This is a genomic window from Streptomyces sp. 3330 (genome assembly GCF_031456635.1).
Lineage (GTDB): Bacteria > Actinomycetota > Actinomycetes > Streptomycetales > Streptomycetaceae > Streptomyces.
Genome location: NZ_JAVDVA010000006.1, coordinates 377,233 through 396,546, shown reverse-complemented (window position 1 = coordinate 396,546; position 19,314 = coordinate 377,233). Strand labels below are relative to the sequence as shown.

Here is a 19,314-nt window from a genome sequence, read left to right as displayed (position 1 = left end):
GCTCAACCCGAACTACATCATCCCGAGCGTCTTCAACGACAAGGTCGCCGGCGCGGTGGCGGGTGCCGTGCGGGAGGCCGCGAAGGCGGCCGGAGTCACCGTCTCCTGACAGGGCGGCGCTCCGCTCCTCCCCCGCACCGCAAACCGCGTCTCCGTGCCCGCCGGCCGCATGCCTGTGCGGCCGGCGCCCGTCACCGAAAGATCTCTCATGCACCTCATGCGTGTCGGCCCGCCCGGCCAGGAGCGACCTGTCGTCCGGGTCGACCAGGAGACCTACGTCGATGTCTCCGACCTGGTCGACGACTACGACGAGGCGTTCTTCGCGGCCGGCGGTCCCCGCCTCCTCGAGGAGGCCGTCGCCGCGCGCCGTGCCGCCGGAACGACCCGCGGCTTCGGCACCGACCGGATCGGGGCCCCGATCGCCCGCCCGCACCAGATTCTCGGCGTCGGCGCCAATTACCGCTCCCCCGGCGGTGCCGACACCCGAGCCGCCCCCACCGGGGAGCCGCTCGTCTTCTCCAAGGCGCCCAACTCCCTGTCCGGACCGTACGACCCCGTGCGCATCCCGCGCGGCTCCGCTCACACCGACTGGGAGGTCGAACTCGGAGTCGTGATCGGCACGCGCAGCCACTACCTGGCCGACGACAGGGCCGCCACCGCCGCCATCGCGGGATACGTCCTCGTCAACGACATCAGCGAGCGCGCCTTCCAGAAGGAACGGGGAGGCCAGTGGCTCAAGGGCAAGTCCGCCCCCACCTTCAACCCGTGCGGCCCCTGGCTGGCCACGGCCGACGAACTCGGCGACCTCGGCGACCTGCGGTTGTGGCTGGAGCACAACGGCGTCCGCCGCCAGGCCGGCACCACCGCGGACATGCTCCTCGGCACGGCGGGCATCATCCGCCACCTGAGCCAGTTCATGGTCCTGGAGCCCGGCGACCTCATCAACACCGGCACTCCGTACGGCGCCGGCAAGGACCTCACTCCACCGCGCTATCTCGCCCCGGGCGACACGCTCATCTGCGGCGGCGAGGGGCTGGGCCACCAGCGACAGAGCGTCGTCCGGACCGATTGACCATCGGCCCCGGCGCCCCGCGGCCGCACCCTTGCCGCAGCGATCAGGGATTCGCGATTTCCCACAGCCCGTCCGGAACGATCCGGCTCCCTGTCCCCCGCCCCGTACCGAAGCCGACGACCGCTTCTGGACGCTGGAGACGCTCATCGGCGGTGCGAGGTCGCCCCGCGATCTCCCGCAGCCGGCGAGTGCGGGCCGGCAGGATCCCCGGCGGGGGCCCGCCGAGTCGGCGGCCCCCGCCGGGGACTCGGCGGGGGCCGCCAGCCGTTCGTCGACGCGGTTGTCCAGGACGACGGCCTGCCGCCGCCCGAAGAGCGCAAGCGTCCGCGCGCGGCCGCCTACGACGCCGCCACGAGCGACCACTGCTGGTCGAGAGCGCCCGTGTCGGTCCACTGGACCACCTGCGCACCGTCGGCCGTCGAGCCGGAGCCGACGCCGAGCACCTTGCCCGAGCGACGGTTGACGAGCTTGTAGTACGAGCCGGTGGGCACGAGCGACCACTGCTGGTCGTAGCTGCCGTTCTCCGACCACTGGACCGCTGCGGCGCCGTTGGACGTGCTCGCCGCGTAGACGCCGAGGTTCAGCGCGCTGTTCTTGTTGACCAGGGTGTCGTAGTCGCCGGTCGCCGCGAGATGCCAGCGCTGGTCGACCGCGTCCGTGTCGCTCCACTGCACCGCGTTCGTGCCCTCGCCGAAGGAGCCCGCCGTGACACCGAGGACCTTGCCGGAGTTGCGGTTCACGAGCTTGTAGTACGGCGCGGGCACGACGTACGGCGCATACCCAGCTGCCGTGATGTCGGCCTGGACGGAGTTCTCCGTCGCGTCCGACGGGTAGCCGGATGTCATGACGCCCTCGTAGAAGGTGCCGACGCCCGCGCTGCTGTTGTCACCACCGATGCCGAGGATGATGGCGCCCTGCTTCGTCATCGGGTTGTAGCCGGCGTCGGTCGGTCGCGGGCCGCTGTAATACGTCGACAGGCCCCCGGACTGCGCGTCGCCGCCGCGGATCGCCCACTGGTTCGGGCCGCCCTTGAGGGTGGCCGTGACGAAGCGCGACCTCTGGCTCGGGTCACCCGCGTTGTAGCCGCGCGCCTGGCCCGAGAACAGGCCGTTCTCGAGGTCCGCCATGATCCACGGCCCGTTGCCGGCGCCCGAACCCCAACTGCGGTTACTGCCGAAGTAGAGGGCTTCCATCGTGCCGTTGCCGTCGTCGTTGCCGGTCGTTTCGGCATTGCCGTAGTCGAAGCAGCACTTGCCGTTGGAGTACCTGCCGTCGAAGATGGCATACATGCCTTCCGGCTCGTCGCCGGTCGCGACGCCGTTCGTCGCGTTGTTGCGGTAGCCGGCGCCGACGCCGATCTGGATGCCGTAGACCTTCTTGCCGCCGACCATGACCGGTGCCGCCGTGGCACTGGACAGGAGGTCCGTGCCGTTCGGGCCCGGGCCCGGCCAGTAGCCGGTCGGCGCACTGTTCAGGTTGTTGTGGCGGCCGGACTGGTCGTAGATGGTCGTGACGGCACAGCCCGTGCCCGCGCAGAACGCGTCCTGCGCGGCTGAGTTCGCCAGGCCACCTACGCTGGACAGGCCGACGTCGAGCGTGGTGTTGTCCGACGAGCGGCGCACCTGGTAGAGCCAGCCGTCGTAAGAGGCGTAGAGCGCTCGCGTCATGCTGTGCGCGGCCACGCACGGCGTGCCGCCGGCCGCGTAGATGTCACAGGGGCCCTGTGCGGCCGCGCTTGCGGGGCTCGCCACCAGGTTCGACACAGCAATCGCCAGCGCGGCGGCGCTCGTGACACCGATTCCGCGGCGCGGCACGCGCGTGAACAGCTTCCTCATGCGATTCTCCTGGGTCTCGAAGGCAGTCGCGGCGGGTCGAGCAGCACGCGAGATGACTGGACGAGGGATGTGCCTTGCCCGGTGGCGGCCCCGATCGCACGCGGGGGTGGGAGATCGGGGCCGCTGTGCCGGACGGCTGCGGTCAGGAACTGACCTGCACGACGGACCACTGCTGGTCGAGCGAACCGGTGTCGGTCCACTGCACGGCCTGGGCGCCCTGGGCGGTGGAACCCCCGAGGATGCCGAGGACCTTGCCGCTGTTGACGTTCTTGATCTTGTAGTACGAGCCGGTCGGGACGAGCTGCCATTGCTGGTCGGCGACCTGTGTCTCGACCCACTGCACGGCGTTCGCGCCGTCCTCGGTCGAGGACTGCAGGATGCCGAGCGAGCGGCCGCTCTTCTTGTTGCCGCCGATCAGCTTGTTGCCGTTGTCGAGCGTCCACATGTGCCACTGCTGGTCGTCCACACCGGTGTCCGCCCACTGCACGGCGTTCGCGCCGTCGGTCAGTGAGCCTCCGTTGACGCCGAGGACGTAACCGGTCTTGCGGTTGACGAGCTTGTAGTACGCGCCGGCCGACTGGCCCAGGTCCACCTCGCCGTACCGGACGGGGTTGCCGGCGCAGCAACTGCCCCAGTTCGCCTGGAGGATCAGCACACGGCCGGTCCCCGCCACGTACTGCAGATTGCGGCTGTAGCCGTGCGGCATCGCGGTCCTCTGCTGGGTCCACGCGCCGGTGCTGCTGCCGCTGGTGTTGACCCACACGGAGCCGCTGCCGTTGGCGTTGTAGACGATCCGGCCGTCCGGCATCCGCAACAGCACGGGGCTGCCGCCGCCCGCGCCCGGGAACACCGACCCGATGCTGTCCGGGTCGCAGTGGAGCGGATCGGAGCAGATCTTGTAGCGGTTGCCGCCCTCGAAGGTCATCAGCCACTTGCCGTCCGTGGTCGGCACGACGTTGGTCATGCCTGGCCGAATGCTGTAGAACGCGGTGCCGACGTCCTGGCCGTAGCCCGTCCAGGTGAGGCCGTCGCTGGAGACCTTGTGCGCGAGGATCTGGCCGCCCTCGTCCGTGATGCCGAAGTTGGCCTCGTTCTCGTCGGAGAAGTAGGTGACGAGCTGGTTGTCGTAGACCATTAGGTACGGCTCCCACACGGGGTCGTACTTCTGGTTGGGGCCGGTGACGATGACGCTCAACGGCGTCCATGTCTCACCCTGGTCGGTGCTCTTATCGAGCACGATCGCCACGTTCTGCCGGTTGCCGTTGCCGGTGGGGTTCGGTTCGGTGTCCTCGCCCGAGACGACACTCGCGAGCAGAAGCGTGCCGGCCTCCATGTCTCCTATCGCTTGCGGCAGGACGTACAGGTACGGGTTCGTCCACTGACTCGTGTACGGCGCGAACATGGGGCTGCTCGACCGGTAGGCCGGCGCCTTGAGGTCCGTGAGCTTCTGCCAGGTGTTGCCGTCGTCGTCGCTCTTGTAGATCGGCATCGTCTGGCCCACCACGGAGCCCTGGCTGTTCTCGAACGTGGCCACGATCCTGCCGCTCGGCAACTGAGCCGACTTGGGATACAGCACGCACGGGAACTTGTTGCAACTGGCAGGGTCGGTCGGCGTGTACAGATTCTGCACGACCGGCTGGTAGGCGGACGCGCTGGAGGGCAGCAGCATCGCCATCAGGAATGCGACTGCCATCGCGAGCGCGACTTTCATGGCTCTTCGCAAGAAACTTCCTCTTTTCGGACCGGCACCAGGACTCAGGCCTGACGCGTGGGGCTGGAGGAACCCCTCCAGCGGGATCGAATGCCCCTTCACGGAATTCCTTCAGGGAGTCCGGACGGGCGGCCAGAAAGGTGTCGACGCATAGCGGAAGGCACTGCTTCGCAACGGCCAACCGCTCGCTGGCGGGGAGGTCAGGTCGGCGCGCGGAACGGTGATCGTGGATCGCCCAGCACAGTCGGATCACGACGTATAAGGCGACGCCACGCTAATTCCGCTTCAGCATGCAGGCAACGCTGCGCGCATAATGCGGTTCGAAACGTTTTCGCCCATCGATCACTGCCTTCTGCCGGGCAGCGCCGCCGGCCGGGATGGAGGCTTTTGTCGGCACGTCACCGCGCCGCTGAATCGTCGCCCTGAGGGATGTTCCGGGCGAGATCCGCTCCGGCCGGTCCTGCGACGTCGCGGCTGCGGGGCGCCACCGGCAGGCCAGGAGGACCGGGTGCCGGCGGACGAGCCTGGGGCACCCGGTCCTGGGTACTGGGCCCGGCTCCAGACCTGGTCGGCGTCACCGAGCGGCGTCCACAGCTGGACCTTCGAGCCATTGGCGGTCGCGCCGTCGGTCACGTCGACGGCGAGGCCGTTCGAACGGTTGGCGATGGTGCCGTCGACCCGGAACGACCACTTCTGGCTGGTCTTGCCGTTGCACGTCCACAGGATGAGCTTGGTGCCCATGGCGGTGCCGTCACCGTCCGCGGCGAGGCACTTGCCGGAGACCCGTGGTGAGCCGGGGTCGGTACTGCTTCCAGGTCCCGGTACTCGCGCCGGACTCGTTCACCCGTACGCTGCCGCTGTTGGCCGCGTTGTGGACGATCCGCCCGTCGGGCATCGGCAGCAGCACCGGGCTGCCACCGGTCGCCAGGGTCGTGCCCCCGGAGGGCACGGGCAGCGAGATGATGGAAGCGGCGCAGGACGCGTGGAAGGTCAGCGGATCGTCCACGTCGCCCCGTCGTCCGTGCTGGAGTGGAGCGCGAGCGCCAGGTCCTTGCGGTCGCCGTCACCGGAAGAGGTCCCGTCGGGGTCCGCGGCATTGCGCTCCTGGTGGTACGGGTCGTCGCCCGAGACGAGGCTCGCGGGCGGCAGTGTGCCGGCTTTCGGGTTCCCCACGTCCTGCGGGAGGACGTACAGGCAAGGGTTGGTCCAGTTGCTGGTGCACTTCGCGTACTGGGCGTCGGTGGAAAGGTAGGCGGGCGCCTTCGGGTCGGTGAGCTTCTGCCAGGTCGTGCCGTCGTCGTCGCTCATGTAGAGGGGCATGACCTGTCCCACCGAAGCGGTCTCACTGTCCTCGAACGCCGCCAGGATCCTCCCGCCGGGAAGTTGCGCGGACTTCGGACAGAGGACGCCCGGCGACTTGCTGCACGCGGCGGCATTAGCAGCGACATAAAGGCCGGACGGGCTCGGCTGATAAGCCGCCACATTCGGTGCGGCGACAATGGAGAGCGTCAATGCCGAGCCCGCTGCGAGTATCCCGGCACAGGTCTTGCGACCCCATTCTCTTGACAACTGCGGCTCCTTCACGAACTGGTACACCGACACCCTCGGCACCGAACAGATCTCCGCACACCGCAAGAATCGTGGCAACTGGAGATCATTCGTACACAAAAAAACTTTCGGGCGTGAGCTGCTTTCCCTGCGGCGTGCCGGCTGCCGGCTGCCGGCTGCCGGCTGCCGGCTGCCGGACAGTATTCGCATGTTTCATCGCTGTGTCACCGCCCCGGTTCCGAAAGAGTTTCGCACGGGAATCGGACGGGTGTATTGACGCGTGGCCCACTTCTTTCTCCAGGGCCGTCCGGCGTGCCCCGTCCACCGGATCGGCGAGATGCGGTGGCCTCCGGCCCACCCGCTCCGACATGTCTCCGTCAGGCGGCGGCGTCCGGGACGCGGTGCGGGTCGTGACCGGCGGCGGCGTGATCACCGCTCCGGTGCCGAAGAGGCGCGGGTCACGGACGTACGAGCGCATCGGCCGACGTGTGGACCGCCATCGCGGTGACGCTGCACCCGGCGCCCCGAGCCGGCGTGCTCACCCCGTTCCGTCCGGCCCGCCCACGGCCGATCCGAGGTCCGACAACAGCGGGCGCCGAACACGCAAGGAAGATTTCGGCTGACGCACACCCCCTTCCCTCGCCGCATCTTGACGGCACCTCACGAGTCCCGCCGCCTGGACCAGAGCGGGCGAGCCCGCCGACAGTCCCCGAAAACCTTTCGTAACCGAGCGTTTTCCGCTTCTTGTCCCCGCCGTGAATCGCGTGCCAGTGTCCCCGCCAGCAGGCAGCTCGCCTTCGGCCGCGGAGGCGAAAGGATTTCGCGGCTGTCGCTCACGCGTGTCCTCCCCACGCTCGCGTGCGCACGGTCGGCCGAGAGAAGAGAGACACGACATGCCCGGTTCTCCGATGCCCAGAAGGCAGCCTGGTCGCCCCGTCCGGCCGCTGAGGCGGGCCGCTCTGGCGTCCGCGATCGCGCTGGCCGCCGCCGCGAGCCTCACCGCCTGCGGGTCGTCGGGTCCCACGGACGCCGCGTCGAGCGGGCTGACCATGTGGGCCCTGACCGACCAGACGATCCTCAAGGAGTCCGTGGACGCCTACAACAAGGACAACCCGGACAACAAGATCACCCTGCGGCTGTTCGCCAACGACGACTACAAGCAGAAGCTGCGGGTGGCCTTCGGCGCGAACCAGGCGCCGGACCTCTTCTTCAACTGGGGCGGTGGTGCCCTGAACGACTACGTCGGCGCCGGCAAGGCCGACGCGCTCGCCGACAGCCAGGTGGACCTGGGCCGCTTCACGCCGAGCGTGCTGGACAGTGCCACCTTCGACGGCAAGGTGTACGGGGTCCCCGCCAACGGCCTGGCCCCGGCGGTCCTCTACTACAACAAGAAGGTGCTGAGGGAGGCGGGCGTCGAGCCGCCGAAGACGTACGACGACCTGCTGAAAGCCGTGAAGAAGCTGAAGGGCGACGGCGTCACCCCGATCTCCCTGGCCGCCAATTCCAAGTGGCCTACGTTGATGTGGCTGGAGTACCTGCTCGACCGCACCGGCGGATCCAAGGTCTTCGGCGCGATCGCTTCGGGAGACACCGCCAAGTGGAAGGACCCGTCGGTCACCGAGGCCAATGCCCGGCTCCAGGAACTCGCCGACGCCGGGGCCTTCGGTGACAACGCCTCCTCCGTCAACTTCGACCAGGGCGCGGACGCGGCGCTGCTCTACACCGGCAAGGCCGGCATGGAACTGATGGGCACCTGGCAGTACGCGAACATGGTCAAGGCGGCGCCGGACTTCGTGAAGAAGGACCTGGGATACATAGCCTTCCCCTCCCTGCCGGGCGGGAAGGGCGATGCGACGAGCATCGTCGGGAACCCGTCCAACTTCCTCTCGCTCAACGCGTCGAGCAAGCACAAGTCCGAGGCACTGAAGTACCTCAAGGACTACGTCATGAACGACGACCAGGTCGACGCCTACCTCGCCTCGGGCAGCGTGCCACCGGTCAGCGGCCTGGACGAGAAGCTGACGTCGGTCGAGTCCGCCGCCGACAAGAAGTGGCTGACCTTCGTCTACGACCTGGTCCAGAACTCCGCCGGTTTCCAGCTCTCCTGGGACCAGGCGCTGCCCGCCGACCAGGCCGACCCGCTGCTGACCAACGTCGACAAATCGTTCCTGGGGCAGATCGCTCCCGGGCAGTTCGGCACGAACATGAACGAGGCCGCGCAGTGACGGACGCGGCCGTGCGTGAGCCGGGCGCGGCACGGGCCGGGCGCGGGCGCACGGGAAGCCTGCTGATGGCCGCGCCCGCCCTGCTGCTCTTCGGCCTGTTCGGTCTGGTCCCGCTCGTCGGTGTGGTGGCGCTCAGCCTCTCCCGCTGGGACGGTCTGGGCTCGCTCGGGTGGGCCGGGTCCGCCAACTGGAACGGAGTCCTGTCGGACGGCGCGACCTGGCAGTCCCTCTGGCTGACGTGCAAGGTGATGATGGTGAGCTGGCTGGTGCAGACACCGCTCGCGCTGGCGCTCGGCCTGTTCCAGGCCCCCCGGGGCCGGGTGCGCGCGCTGTTCGCCGTGCTGTGGTTCCTCCCCCTGCTGCTGTCCGCGGTGGCGATCGGGCTCACCTGGCAGGCTCTCCTCGACCCTGCCTTCGGCATCGGAGCCACCCCCGGGCTGCACTGGCTGGCCCGGCCGCTGCTGGGCTCGCCGGACCTGGCGCTCTACACGGTGATCTTCGTGATCGCCTGGCAGTTCACGCCGTTCCACGCCCTGCTGTACCAGTCGGGCGTGCGACAGATCCCCACCTCGCTGTACGAGGCCGCCGCCATCGACGGCGCCGGACCGCTGACCCGATTCCTGCGGATCACCCTCCCCCAGCTCAAGTACACGTTCGTCACGTCCAGCACGCTCATGCTGGTGGGCTCGCTGACCTACTTCGACCTGATCTACGTCCTGTCGGGTGCCACCGGCGGTCCGGGCACCGCGACCCGTGTCCTGCCGCTGGCCATGTACATCACGGGCTTCCAGGCCCACGACATGGGCCGCGCCAGCGCGGTGGCCACCCTCCTCGTGATGCTCGGCCTCGGCCTGTCCCTGCTCACTACCCGCCTGTCCGGCTTCACCCGGATGGAAAGCCAGCAGGAGGGCCTGTGAGCACCACGTCCATGACCGAGTCCCGCACCGCCCGGAAAGCGCACCGCTCCCCGACGCCGGAGCCGGCGACGCGGCCCGCCCGGCCGCGGCGGGCCGCGGCGGTCCTGCGCCGGGCGCTCTCGGCCGCCGCCGCGCTGCTGTGGACCGCTCTGGTCGTCGTCCCCGTGTACTGGGTGGTGGTGACCAGCCTGCGCGACCACGCGGACTTCACCGGCGCCAACCCACTGGTCCCCCCCACGGACCCGACCCTGGCCAACTACCGGACGGTGCTGGACGGCGACTTCACCACCTACCTGGTCAACAGCGTCGTCGTCACCGTGGCGGCGGTGGCCGTCACCGTGGTCGTCGCCCTGATGGCCGCCTTCTCCATCGTTCGGCACGCGGGCCGCTGGTCGCGCCTGTCTTTTCGGCTCTACCTCCTGGGGCTGGCCATCCCGCTCCAAGCGGTGATCATCCCCGTCTACCTGTTGATCATCCGCATGCACATGTACGACAGCCTGATGGCGATCGTGCTGCCCTCGGCGGCGTTCGCCCTGCCGGTCACGGTGATGATCCTGGTGAGCTTCCTGCGGGACGTGCCGCGGTCCCTGTTCGAGGCCATGATCGTCGACGGTGCCGGCGACTGGCGCATGCTGTTCTCGCTCGCGGCGCCCCTGGCGCGGCCGGCGCTCGTGACCGTCGCGGTCTACGACGGGCTCCAGGTCTGGAACGGCTTCCTGTTCCCCCTGATCCTCACCCAGAGCGGCGACACGGCGGTCCTGCCGCTCGCCCTGACCCTGTTCCGGGGCCAGTTCGGCATCAACGTCCCCGCGACGATGGCCGCCGTGGTGCTCTCCACGCTTCCCATGCTGGTGGTGTTCGTCCTCGCCAGGCGTCAGTTGGTCGCCGGACTGACCGCCGGATTCTCCAAGTAACACACGGCACCGCCGACAGAGCAGGGCCGGGCCTCGCCGCCCGGCCCTCCTCGGCCTGCCCCCACACACCCGAAGGAGTCGTGCATGACGACCATCATCCCGGACCACGGACATCCCCCGCACACCGGTGACGACCGGCCCTGGACCGATCCGGCCCGATCCACCGCTGAGCGCGTCGAACTGCTCCTCGGCCGGCTCACCCTGGAGGAGAAGGTCGCGCAGCTCAGCAGCGCCTGGGAGGACGTCGAACCCGCCGGACCGGAGGTCGCCCCCGGCACCAGCCTCTTCGACCGTCCCGGCGACCTCGACGAGACCGCCCGGCACGGCCTCGGCCAGCTGACCCGCCCTTACGGCACCGTGCCCCGGCCCGCGATCGAACACTCCCGTCTCCTGGCCGCCCGCCAGCGGCAGATCGTGGAACAGAGCCGGCTCGGCATTCCGGCCATGGCCCACGACGAGTGCCTCACCGGGATCACCGCCTACGGCGCCACCATCTACCCCACCTCGCTGGCCATGGCGGCCACCTTCGACCCGGAACTCATCCGGCGGGTCGGCGCGGCCATCGGCGCCGATCTGGCGGAGGCAGGAGTCCACCAGGGTCTCGCACCGGTCATCGACGTCATCCGGGACTACCGCTGGGGTCGCTGCGAGGAGACCTACGGGGAGGACCCGCACCTGGTCGGCGAGATGGGCGAGGCATACGTCCGGGGACTGCAGGGCGCCGGGGTGTACGCCACCGTCAAGCACTTCGCCGGCTACTCGGCCTCCATGGGCGGCCGGAACCACGCCCCGGTGGGCATCGGCCGCCGCGAACTGGCCGATGTCATCCTGCCGCCGTTCGAGCGGCTCGTCGCCGCCGGCGTGGAGTCCGTCATGAACTCGTACGCCGAGATCGACGGCGAGGCCCCCGCCGCCAGCCGCTGGCTGCTCACCACGCTCCTGCGGGACGAGTGGGGTTTCGAAGGCACCGTCGTGTCCGACTACTGGTCCCTGCCCTTCCTGGTCGACTCCCACCGGGTGGCGGTCGACCTGCCGGCCGCCGGGGCACTGGCCCTGCACGCCGGCATGGACGTGGAACTGCCCGACCAGCGCGGCTTCGGCCCGGCCCTCGTCGAAGCCGTGCGCCGCAACGACGCGGACGAGGCGGACGTCGACCTCGCCGTCCGCAGGGTGCTGCGGCAGAAGGCCGCGCTCGGTCTCCTCGACGCCGACTGGGACCCGGAACCCCCTGCCCTACGCGCGGGCGGCCCACTCGACCTCGACAAGCCCGCAAACCGGGAACTCGCCCGTACCGTCGCGCGGTCCAGTGCCGTCCTACTGTCGAACGAGGGGGGGCTCCCGCTACCGTCGGCTGGCCGGATCGCCCTGATCGGGCCGTGCGCGGACGACGTCCGCACGATGTTCGGCTGTTACAGCTTCCCCAACCACGTCCTCTCCGACCGCGACGACCTCGGCGACGGTGTCGAGGCCGTCTCCCTGCGGCACGCCCTGGCCGCCGAACTGCCCGCCGTCGAGTGGACGTACGTACGGGGCTGCCCGGTCCGGGAGGCGGACCGCGGCGGCATCCCCGCCGCCGTCGAAGCCGCCGAGCGGGCCGACCTCACCGTCCTGGTCGTCGGTGACAAGGCCGGCATGTTCGGCATCGGCACTTCCGGGGAGGGCTGCGACGCCGAGGATCTCCGGCTGCCCGGCGTCCAGGAGGAACTCGTCGACGCCGTGCTCGCGACCGGCCGGCCCGTCGTGCTCGTCGTCAACAGCGGACGTCCCTACGCCGTCGGACGGTTCGCGCCCGTCACCGCGGCCATGGTGCAGGTCTTCCTCCCCGGCGAGGAGGGCGGCCACGCGGTCGCCGAACTCCTGTCCGGCACCGCCGACTTCAGCGGAAGACTGCCCGTCCAGATACCGAACTCCCCTGCCGGACAGCCGTACACCTATCTCCACCCGCCGTTGGGCGACCGGCAGAGCTGGCTGTCCAACCTCGATCCGACCCCGGCGTTCCCCTTCGGCCACGGGCTGTCCTACACGACGTTCGCGATCGACACGCTGGCCGTGGACCGCGCCCACGTGCCGGTCGACGGGCGGTTCACCGTCGCCGTACGGGTGCGGAACACCGGCGCCTTGCCCGGCGCCGAGACGGTCCAGCTCTACTTCACCGACCCCGTCGCCCAGGTCACCCGGCCGGTACGGGCGCTGCTGGCGTTCGCCAAGGTGCCGCTGGAGCCCGGCGAGACCGCCATCGTCCGCTTCGACGTCCACACCGACCGGCTCGCCTTCACCGGCGTGGACGGCCACCGGATCGTCGAGCCCGGCGAGATCCTGCTGTACGCGGGCTCCTCCAGCGGCCGTACACCGGCCGCGGGGGTGGTACGGCTGGTGGGCGAGGAGCGGTCGCTGACCGGGATCGGGCGCTACGGGGTACCGGTGGTGGTCGACCGGGGCTGAGGCGGAGAAGGGTGTGTGCGGTCGACGTCCGCACACACCCTTTCTACGGTCCGGCGGGAGCGGCCGTGGAGGCGCGCAGGACGAGGGACGTGGCGAGTTCCATGCGCGGGGAGGCCGCGGGACGCCCCTCGGCGGCCTGCAGCAGCACCCGGGTCGCCTCCCGGCCGAGGTCCTCGAACGGCTGGCGGACGGCGCTCAGCGGCGGGCTGGCCATGGCCGCCACCAGGGTGTCGTCGAAGGACATCACCGCCAGGTCGTCCGGCACCCGGACGCCCGCCTGACGGGCGCCCTCCAGGACGCCCAGTGCCTGCGCGTCACTGGCCGCGAAGACGGCCGTGGGCGGCCCGTCGGCCCGCAGAAGCTGCCGGGCCGCGGCGAGGGCCTCGTCGTAGTCGAAGTCGGTGGACCGCACGAGTGCCGGGTCGTAGGCGATGCCGGCCTCTTCCAGGGCCGCCCGGTAACCGTGCAGGCGGGCGGCGCCGGCCAGCGAGTGCGAGCGGCCCGCGACCATGGCTATCCGGGTGTGACCGAGACCGAGCAGGTGCTGCACCGCGTCCCTCGCCCCGTTCCAGTTCGTCACGCCGATGCTCGGGATGTCCGACGAGGGCGCGCTCAAGGGGTCGACCAGCACCACGGGCAACTGCTGCTCGACGATTCGCCGCTGGTCGTCCTCGGACAGCATCGAGATCACGATGATCAGCCCTGTCGCGTCCAGTGACACACACCGCTGCAGCCACTGCGCGATGGAACGTCGGCCGGTCGTCCCCGTCAGTACGTCGACCCCCAGTTCACCGGCCGCGTCCACGATCCCCCGGACGACCTCCAGGGTGTACGGCCCCGACAGGTCCCGGAACACCGCGATGATCTGCCGGGGCTTCTCGGCATCCGACTCCCAGGCTCGGATGTAACCGTGCCGGGCCAGCATCTCCTCGACCCGGGCACGCGTTTCCCGGCCGACGTCTCGGCGCCGGTGCACCACTTTGGAGACCGTGCTGAGCGACACCCCGGCCTCCTGAGCGATGCTCGTCAGCAGCCCGTACTGTGCCTCCAGCCGCTCCTTGCCCTGAACAGCCACTTCACCGCCCTCTTCGCCGGGCCCGCGCCGGGCTCCTGAACGCAAGCCAACAGCGGTGGGCGCCCTCAGACAAGAGAACCGTCAGAGATCGGCGCCCACCGCGGAGATCGGTCAGCCGCGGCTCCAGCTCCGGTCGGCGTTGCCCAGAGCGGTCCACGGCCGCATCGGCGAGCCGTCGGCCGTCCCTCGGTCGGTTGCGTCGACGGCGAGACCGTCACAGCGGTCGCCGATCGTCCAGTCCACCAGGAACGACCCCTCGGGTCCGGCCCTGCCGCCGCGGTTCCACAGGATCAGCCTGGTCCCCGGCATGGTGCCGCCGGCATGCTCGATCAGGCGTTTGCCCCGGACACGGAGTTCACCGGCGGCGGTCTGTGTGATCCGCTGATTGCGGTCGCCCGCGCCGGCGTCGACCCACTGCGTGAGCCTCCGCCCGGCACGCGCGCTGCCGTTCCAGGTGCCGGACACCCTGCTTGTGCGTCTTGGCGGCAAAGCGGCTCCTTCAGGCGACGGGAAGGCATCCCGGAAATCGGCTCGTCCGGCCACCCGCGCGTGCTGATGCCTCTGCGGGGTCCCGCGGAGGGTGAGCGTCCGGTGGCCAGTATCGGTAAAGGCCCTCGTCGTGTCACCGGCGTGCGCACGAAACACTTTCGCGACGTCGGCACGCGGGGATCCCGTCGTGGCGATGAGGTGGGCCTCGTGCCGACGGACGTAGAACGGCGTGCTGTCCCTGGTGATGTTCGGGAAGGCGCTGGGGTCTACGGAAAAACTCCTCGCCGATCGGGGCGCGCAGCGGGTGATCGCCGTCGTCGCGCAACGAGCGGAAGGAAGAGCCGGAGATACCATGTCACCCACGTTCACGACTGGCTTCCCGGCAGACATCGTACTGACGCAGTGTTTCCAGGTACGACGAAATCGCCTCGCCGTTAAAGCAGACCCGGATTCCCTGAGGTATTTTCTTCCGATGTCGCGGGCGGTCGGCAATTCCCCGCCGGGGCCGAAGAGACAGAACCCAGCGGCCCGTCGGCCGGTTACGGCGGGTCAGGAACCGACGGAGAAGGTGGCGTCCGCCCGGTCCGTGACGGTGGTGATCGGGTCGATGCGCAGGGCGTAGTCGAAGTGGCGGATGTAGCGGGTGGGCTGGTTGTGTGAGCGAAAGGAGGCCCAGGAAGCCTCCGCGAGGCCGGCGACCCGGTGGAAGGTCGCGTCCTCGGCGAAGGTGGTGGTGCCGTCGTTGGCGTCCAGTCGCAGTCGGTAGTCGTAGTGACGCAGGTAACGGGTGGGGTAGTTGACCGACTGGAAGGAGATACCGGAGGAGTCGGCCAGGCCGGGGACGAGCTTCCACTGGGAGTCGGTGTACGGATCGAAGGGGTACGGGTCGATCCGTGCCAGGTAGTCGGCGTGGCGGACGTAGCGGGCGGGGTAGTTGTACGACTTCAGCCGATTCCAGGTGGGTGCGCCCCAGTGGGCGAGGAGGCCGTCGTACTCGGCGCCGGTGATGGGCGCGACGGTGCAGTGTTTGGCGTTGACCGGGTGGGTGTAGAGCTTCTGGTCGACCGCGGTCCAGGTACCCGCGGCGAGGTCGGTGGTCTGCCAGGCGTAGAGGACGCCGTTGGGGGTGTACGTGTCGCCCCACAGGTACCAGGTGTCGGAGGTCAGGGACTTCACGAGGACGGGTGCCTCGGTGCCGCCGTGGGAGACGGGAGTGGAGAAGGGGATGAAGCTGCCCGGGGTGAGGGAGGTCGAACGGGCCCCCACGAGCGTGCCGTTGCGCTTGAAGTACAGGTAGTTGACGCCGTTGACGCCGACGGCCATGTCCCCGTCGATGACGTCGTAGCCCGGGTCGAAGAAGACCTGGGGGGCGGAGACCTCGGTGAAGTCGGTCGTGTAGTTGACCATCAGGACGTTGTGACCGGTGGCGTTGACGGCCGAGTAGATGATCGCGTACTGGCCGCGACTCGCATCCCAGAACGCTTCCGGGGCCCAGCTGTGCGTGACCATGTCGTGCAGGTGCGGTCTGCGGTAGTTGGTGAAGCTCCGCAGGTCGGCGGAGTCCCATACGTGGATCGTCTGGCTGTTGTAGCCCCAGTCGGTGCCCTTGAGGTCGGTGGCGATGACGATGAAGCGGCCGTCCCGCTTGCGCATGATGAACGGGTCACGCAGGCCGCCGGCGCCCTCGGTGGGCGTAACGACCGGGTTGTTCTGGTTGAGGGGCGTCCAGTTCAGGGAGTCCGTGCTGACGGCCAGGTGCAGGCCGTAGTCGGCTCCGAGCCAGTTCGGCGACTCGGTGAAGTAGCCCATGACGTAGGCGGAGTCGGCGGCGTGCGCGGGCCGCGCTCCCAGGGTGAGGTCGACGGCCAGAGCCGCCGACGTGGCCGCGGCGGCGCCCAGGAACAGGCGGCGGGACGGCACCGCCCGGGCGGGGAATTGGGGATTCATCGGCTCTCCTTGGTACGGGTGGGGGTGCGAACGGCGGAGGGACGTGCCGGGAACGGCGGCACGGGAACAGCGGCACAGGAAGGGCACAGGAACAGCGGCACAGGAATGGCACGGGAACAGCGGCACAGGAACGGCACGGCCTACGTGCACGACACACCCTCTAGTTCGACATATCGAACTAGGTTCGGAAGGTCGGTCAGAAAGTAGGACGCCTTTGTTGTGCCGTCAACGCTTGCGGCGGAATATCCTCGAAAATCTCCGCCGAGAACCTTTCCGTGCGCGCCCCATCATCCGCAGGCATCGGCGGCATTGACGCCGCATTAAAGGGCACCTATGGTTCCGGCGTCACACTCGAACCCTTTTCGAAATATCGAACTGGTGCCCCTTAATGCCGTCCGCCCTTTCCGTACGTACCTCGGTTCGTCGCCCTTTGCACGCCGCATCCCTGTGACCGACCACCCCCTGCCGATCGTGAGGAGACGTCCCTGCGCGCCTCCCACTTCCCCGCGTTCGGCGATCACGGTCAATGGCCCGGCCGACAGCATCGGCCCCGACCCCTGAATGACGCACCACCAGGGCTGTCACCGGTGCAACCACATGATGATTCCGCCTCCGGGTCAGCGGGCCTGGAGTCGTTCGGCCCCCTGGGCCGTCACACACGCCACCGCGACCACCAGCTCTGGTCGGACCCCCACCGGACCGGTGACCTGTACGCGGCCGACGGTCCTTCCTCCTCGTCTGAACCCGTGCCGCCTGAAGAGAGGAACCTCCCATGTCAACACCCCTCAGCAGAAGACGCGTCCTCCAGCTCTCCGGGGCGGCCGTCGCCGCGACCGCCGTCACCCCTCTCCTCGGCAGCTCCTCCGCCGCCGCGATCCCCCCTGCCCGGCCCGACATCGGAGCCCTGGCGTTCCCCTTCGACCTCGGCCAGGTCAGGCTGACCGCGAGCCGGTGGCTGGACAACCAGAACCGCACCGCGGCCTACCTGCGGTTCATCGACGTGGACAGGCTGCTGTACGTCTTCCGCGCCAACCACGGCCTGTCCACAGGAGGCGCCGCCGTCAACGGCGGCTGGGACGCGCCGGACTTCCCGTTCCGCAGCCACGTCCAGGGCCATTTCCTCACCGCCTGGGCGCAGTTGTACGCCGTCACCGGGGACACCGTCGCCCGGGACAAGGCCCTGTACATGGTGACGGAGCTGGCCAAGTGCCAGGCCAACAACAGCGCCGCCGGATTCACCGCCGGATACCTCTCCGGCTATCCCGAGTCCGACTTCACCGCCCTGGAGCAGCGCACCCTGAGCAACGGCAACGTGCCGTACTACACGATCCACAAGACCCTCGCCGGCCTGCTGGACGTGTGGCGCCATCTGAACAGCACCAAGGCCCGTGACGTACTGCTGGCCCTGGCGGCCTGGGTCGACACCCGCACCGGCCGTCTGACCGTGGCACAGCTCCAGGCCATGCTGGGCACGGAGTTCGGCGGCATGAACGCCGTGCTGACCGACCTGTACCAGCAGACCGGCGACGCCCGGTGGCTCACCGTCGCCCAGCGCTTCGACCACGCCGCGGTCTTCGACCCGCTGGCCGCGAACCAGGACCGGCTCAACGGCCTGCACGCGAACACGCAGGTGCCGAAGTGGATCGGCGCCGTGCGCGAGTACAAGGCGACCGGCACGACCCGCTACCGGGACATCGCCACCCACGCATGGAACATGTGCGTCGGCACCCACACCTACGCCATCGGCGGCAACAGCCAGGCCGAACACTTCCGCGCCCCGAACGCCATCGCGGCACACCTCGCGAACGACACCTGCGAGAGCTGCAACACCGTCAACATGCTCAGTCTCACCCGCGAGTTGTACGCCCTGGCCCCGGACCGCGCCGACCTGTTCGACTACTACGAGCAGGCGTGGCTCAACCACATGATCGGCCAGCAGAACCCGGCGGACGCCCACGGCCACGTCACGTATTTCACCCCGCTCAACCCGGGCGGCAGACGCGGTGTGGGCCCGGCCTGGGGCGGGGGCACCTGGAGCACCGACTACGGCACCTTCTGGTGCTGCCAAGGCACCGGCCTGGAGATGCACACCCGGCTGATGGACTCCATCTACTTCCACGCCGGCACCACGCTGACCGTCAACCTGTTCGTGCCGTCGGTCCTGGCCTGGACCCAGCGCGGCATCACCGTCACCCAGACCACCACCTACCCTGCGAGCGACACCACGATGCTCCGGGTCACGGGGAGCGTCGGCGGGACCTGGGCCATGCGCATCCGCATACCCGGCTGGACCTCGAACGCCGTCGTCAGCGTCAACGGCGTGGCGCAGAGCGTCTCCGCCACCGCGGGGACCTACGCCGTCCTGAACCGCGCCTGGACCAGCGGCGACACGGTCACCGTCCGGCTGCCGATGCGCACTGTCCTGCGCCCGGCGAACGACAACCCGAACGTCGCCGCCGTCACCCACGGTCCGGTCGTGCTGTCGGGGAACTACGGCGACACCGCGCTGTCCGCCCTTCCCTCGCTGGACGTCTCCTCGGTCACGCGGACCGACGCGGCCACGCTGGCCTTCACCGCCACCGCGGGCGGCAGCACCGTCGGCCTGGGTCCGTTCCACGACGCCCACGGGCACAACTACACCGTCTACTGGAACGTCAGCGGTCTGCCCTCCGTGCGCCTCGCCAACGTCGGCAGCGGTCTGGTGCTGGGCATCCAGAACATGTCCACCACCGACGGCGGCCGTGCCCTGCAGTGGACCGACTCCGGGACCGCCGACCACGACTGGGAGATGGTCCCCGACGGCGACGCGGTCCGCTTCCGCAACGTCCACAGCGGCAAGGTGCTCGGCGTGTTGGACATGTCCACGGCCGACGGCGCCACCGTCCTGCAGTGGGCCGACAACGGAACCGCCGACCACCGCTGGACCCTGCTCGACCAGGGCGACGGCACCCACAAGATCCGCAACGTCCACAGCGGGAAACTGCTCGCCATCCAGAGCGGCTCCACCGCGGTCGGCGCCTTCGCCGTCCAGGACGCGGACGACGGCACGGCCGACAACCGCTGGCGCATCGTGAGCTGACGGGCCATTGAACGCGCCGGGTGCCGGACCCCCGGACGGGGTTCCGGCACCCGGCCCCGG

15 protein-coding genes are annotated in these 19,314 nt (G+C 69.5%); 7 read left to right on the top strand and 8 right to left on the bottom strand.

Annotated elements, in window-relative coordinates; genetic code table 11:
• The first annotated feature begins 208 nt into the window (after nucleotides 1–208).
• Complete coding sequence (locus tag J2X68_RS13755; protein ID WP_310432784.1) at nucleotides 209–1,072, top strand: fumarylacetoacetate hydrolase family protein; 864 nt, start codon at nucleotides 209–211, stop codon at nucleotides 1,070–1,072.
• 338 nt (nucleotides 1,073–1,410) lie between these two features.
• Here J2X68_RS13755 and J2X68_RS13750 read toward each other — a convergent pair whose 3' ends face one another.
• The 5 genes from J2X68_RS13750 to J2X68_RS13730 all read right to left on the bottom strand — a co-directional run bounded on the left by J2X68_RS13750 (nucleotide 1,411) and on the right by J2X68_RS13730 (nucleotide 5,938).
• On the bottom strand, nucleotides 1,411–2,907 hold the full coding sequence (locus tag J2X68_RS13750; protein ID WP_310432783.1) for an arabinofuranosidase catalytic domain-containing protein: 1,497 nt from the start codon (nucleotides 2,905–2,907) through the stop codon (nucleotides 1,411–1,413).
• A gap of 142 nt (nucleotides 2,908–3,049) precedes the next feature.
• On the bottom strand, nucleotides 3,050–4,600 hold the full coding sequence (locus J2X68_RS13745; RefSeq protein WP_310432782.1) for an RICIN domain-containing protein: 1,551 nt from the start codon (nucleotides 4,598–4,600) through the stop codon (nucleotides 3,050–3,052).
• A 360-nt stretch (nucleotides 4,601–4,960) separates the two neighbouring features.
• Nucleotides 4,961–5,359 (bottom strand): RICIN domain-containing protein, encoded by a 399-nt coding sequence (locus tag J2X68_RS13740; protein ID WP_310432781.1) that lies wholly within the window; start codon nucleotides 5,357–5,359, stop codon nucleotides 4,961–4,963.
• A 10-nt stretch (nucleotides 5,360–5,369) separates the two neighbouring features.
• Nucleotides 5,370–5,624, bottom strand: a complete 255-nt coding sequence (locus tag J2X68_RS13735) for a hypothetical protein (RefSeq protein ID WP_310432780.1) — start codon at nucleotides 5,622–5,624, stop codon at nucleotides 5,370–5,372.
• Nucleotides 5,609–5,938, bottom strand: coding sequence for a hypothetical protein (locus J2X68_RS13730; protein ID WP_310432779.1), 330 nt, complete (start codon nucleotides 5,936–5,938; stop codon nucleotides 5,609–5,611). The genes J2X68_RS13735 and J2X68_RS13730 overlap by 16 nt, the downstream gene beginning before the upstream one ends.
• Nucleotides 5,939–6,116: 178 nt before the next feature.
• Here J2X68_RS13730 and J2X68_RS13725 point away from each other — a divergent pair, with 178 nt between their 5' ends.
• The 5 genes from J2X68_RS13725 (at nucleotide 6,117) to J2X68_RS13705 (ending at nucleotide 12,664) form a co-directional block, all read left to right on the top strand.
• On the top strand, nucleotides 6,117–6,443 hold the full coding sequence (locus J2X68_RS13725; protein WP_310432778.1) for a hypothetical protein: 327 nt from the start codon (nucleotides 6,117–6,119) through the stop codon (nucleotides 6,441–6,443).
• A gap of 631 nt (nucleotides 6,444–7,074) precedes the next feature.
• Nucleotides 7,075–8,391 (top strand): extracellular solute-binding protein, encoded by a 1,317-nt coding sequence (locus J2X68_RS13720; RefSeq protein WP_310432777.1) that lies wholly within the window; start codon nucleotides 7,075–7,077, stop codon nucleotides 8,389–8,391.
• 65 nt (nucleotides 8,392–8,456) lie between these two features.
• Nucleotides 8,457–9,308 carry a sugar ABC transporter permease gene (locus J2X68_RS13715; protein WP_310432797.1) on the top strand — a complete coding sequence of 284 codons (852 nt, stop codon included), beginning with the start codon at nucleotides 8,457–8,459 and terminating at the stop codon, nucleotides 9,306–9,308.
• Between the two features lie 11 nt (nucleotides 9,309–9,319).
• Complete coding sequence (locus J2X68_RS13710) at nucleotides 9,320–10,222, top strand: carbohydrate ABC transporter permease (RefSeq protein WP_399039899.1); 903 nt, start codon at nucleotides 9,320–9,322, stop codon at nucleotides 10,220–10,222.
• 84 nt (nucleotides 10,223–10,306) lie between these two features.
• Nucleotides 10,307–12,664, top strand: a complete 2,358-nt coding sequence (locus J2X68_RS13705) for a glycoside hydrolase family 3 N-terminal domain-containing protein (protein WP_310432775.1) — start codon at nucleotides 10,307–10,309, stop codon at nucleotides 12,662–12,664.
• Nucleotides 12,665–12,707: 43 nt separating this feature from the next.
• On the opposite strand, the gene J2X68_RS13700 is transcribed toward J2X68_RS13705, so the two are convergent.
• From J2X68_RS13700 to J2X68_RS13690, 3 genes are all read right to left on the bottom strand, one after another.
• The gene (locus tag J2X68_RS13700; protein ID WP_310432774.1) at nucleotides 12,708–13,739 is read right to left on the bottom strand and encodes a LacI family DNA-binding transcriptional regulator; all 1,032 of its coding nucleotides are present in this window, start codon (nucleotides 13,737–13,739) and stop codon (nucleotides 12,708–12,710) included.
• A gap of 111 nt (nucleotides 13,740–13,850) precedes the next feature.
• Entirely contained in the window at nucleotides 13,851–14,204 is a 354-nt protein-coding gene (locus tag J2X68_RS13695) for a hypothetical protein (RefSeq protein WP_310432773.1), read from the bottom strand.
• A 573-nt stretch (nucleotides 14,205–14,777) separates the two neighbouring features.
• Nucleotides 14,778–16,175 (bottom strand): glycoside hydrolase family 43 protein, encoded by a 1,398-nt coding sequence (locus J2X68_RS13690; protein WP_310432772.1) that lies wholly within the window; start codon nucleotides 16,173–16,175, stop codon nucleotides 14,778–14,780.
• Nucleotides 16,176–16,947: 772 nt separating this feature from the next.
• Between J2X68_RS13690 and J2X68_RS13685 the strand changes: the two genes are divergently transcribed.
• The gene (locus J2X68_RS13685; RefSeq protein ID WP_310432771.1) at nucleotides 16,948–19,254 is read left to right on the top strand and encodes a beta-L-arabinofuranosidase domain-containing protein; all 2,307 of its coding nucleotides are present in this window, start codon (nucleotides 16,948–16,950) and stop codon (nucleotides 19,252–19,254) included.
• The last annotated feature ends 60 nt before the right edge of the window (nucleotides 19,255–19,314 follow it).

What these genes read in the sequence shown, in the direction of transcription:
- J2X68_RS13755 (WP_310432784.1), top strand. Translation starts at nt 209, where the DNA reads ATGCACCTCATGCGTGTCGGCCCGCCCGGCCAGGAGCGACCTGTCGTC.
- J2X68_RS13750 (WP_310432783.1), bottom strand. Translation starts at nt 2,907, where the DNA reads ATGAGGAAGCTGTTCACGCGCGTGCCGCGCCGCGGAATCGGTGTCACG.
- J2X68_RS13745 (WP_310432782.1), bottom strand. Translation starts at nt 4,600, where the DNA reads ATGGCAGTCGCATTCCTGATGGCGATGCTGCTGCCCTCCAGCGCGTCC.
- J2X68_RS13740 (WP_310432781.1), bottom strand. Translation starts at nt 5,359, where the DNA reads ATGGGCACCAAGCTCATCCTGTGGACGTGCAACGGCAAGACCAGCCAG.
- J2X68_RS13730 (WP_310432779.1), bottom strand. Translation starts at nt 5,938, where the DNA reads ATGCCCCTCTACATGAGCGACGACGACGGCACGACCTGGCAGAAGCTC.
- J2X68_RS13725 (WP_310432778.1), top strand. Translation starts at nt 6,117, where the DNA reads ATGGAGAGCGTCAATGCCGAGCCCGCTGCGAGTATCCCGGCACAGGTC.
- J2X68_RS13720 (WP_310432777.1), top strand. Translation starts at nt 7,075, where the DNA reads ATGCCCAGAAGGCAGCCTGGTCGCCCCGTCCGGCCGCTGAGGCGGGCC.
- J2X68_RS13715 (WP_310432797.1), top strand. Translation starts at nt 8,457, where the DNA reads ATGGCCGCGCCCGCCCTGCTGCTCTTCGGCCTGTTCGGTCTGGTCCCG.
- J2X68_RS13710 (WP_399039899.1), top strand. Translation starts at nt 9,320, where the DNA reads ATGACCGAGTCCCGCACCGCCCGGAAAGCGCACCGCTCCCCGACGCCG.
- J2X68_RS13705 (WP_310432775.1), top strand. Translation starts at nt 10,307, where the DNA reads ATGACGACCATCATCCCGGACCACGGACATCCCCCGCACACCGGTGAC.
- J2X68_RS13690 (WP_310432772.1), bottom strand. Translation starts at nt 16,175, where the DNA reads ATGAATCCCCAATTCCCCGCCCGGGCGGTGCCGTCCCGCCGCCTGTTC.
- J2X68_RS13685 (WP_310432771.1), top strand. Translation starts at nt 16,948, where the DNA reads ATGTCAACACCCCTCAGCAGAAGACGCGTCCTCCAGCTCTCCGGGGCG.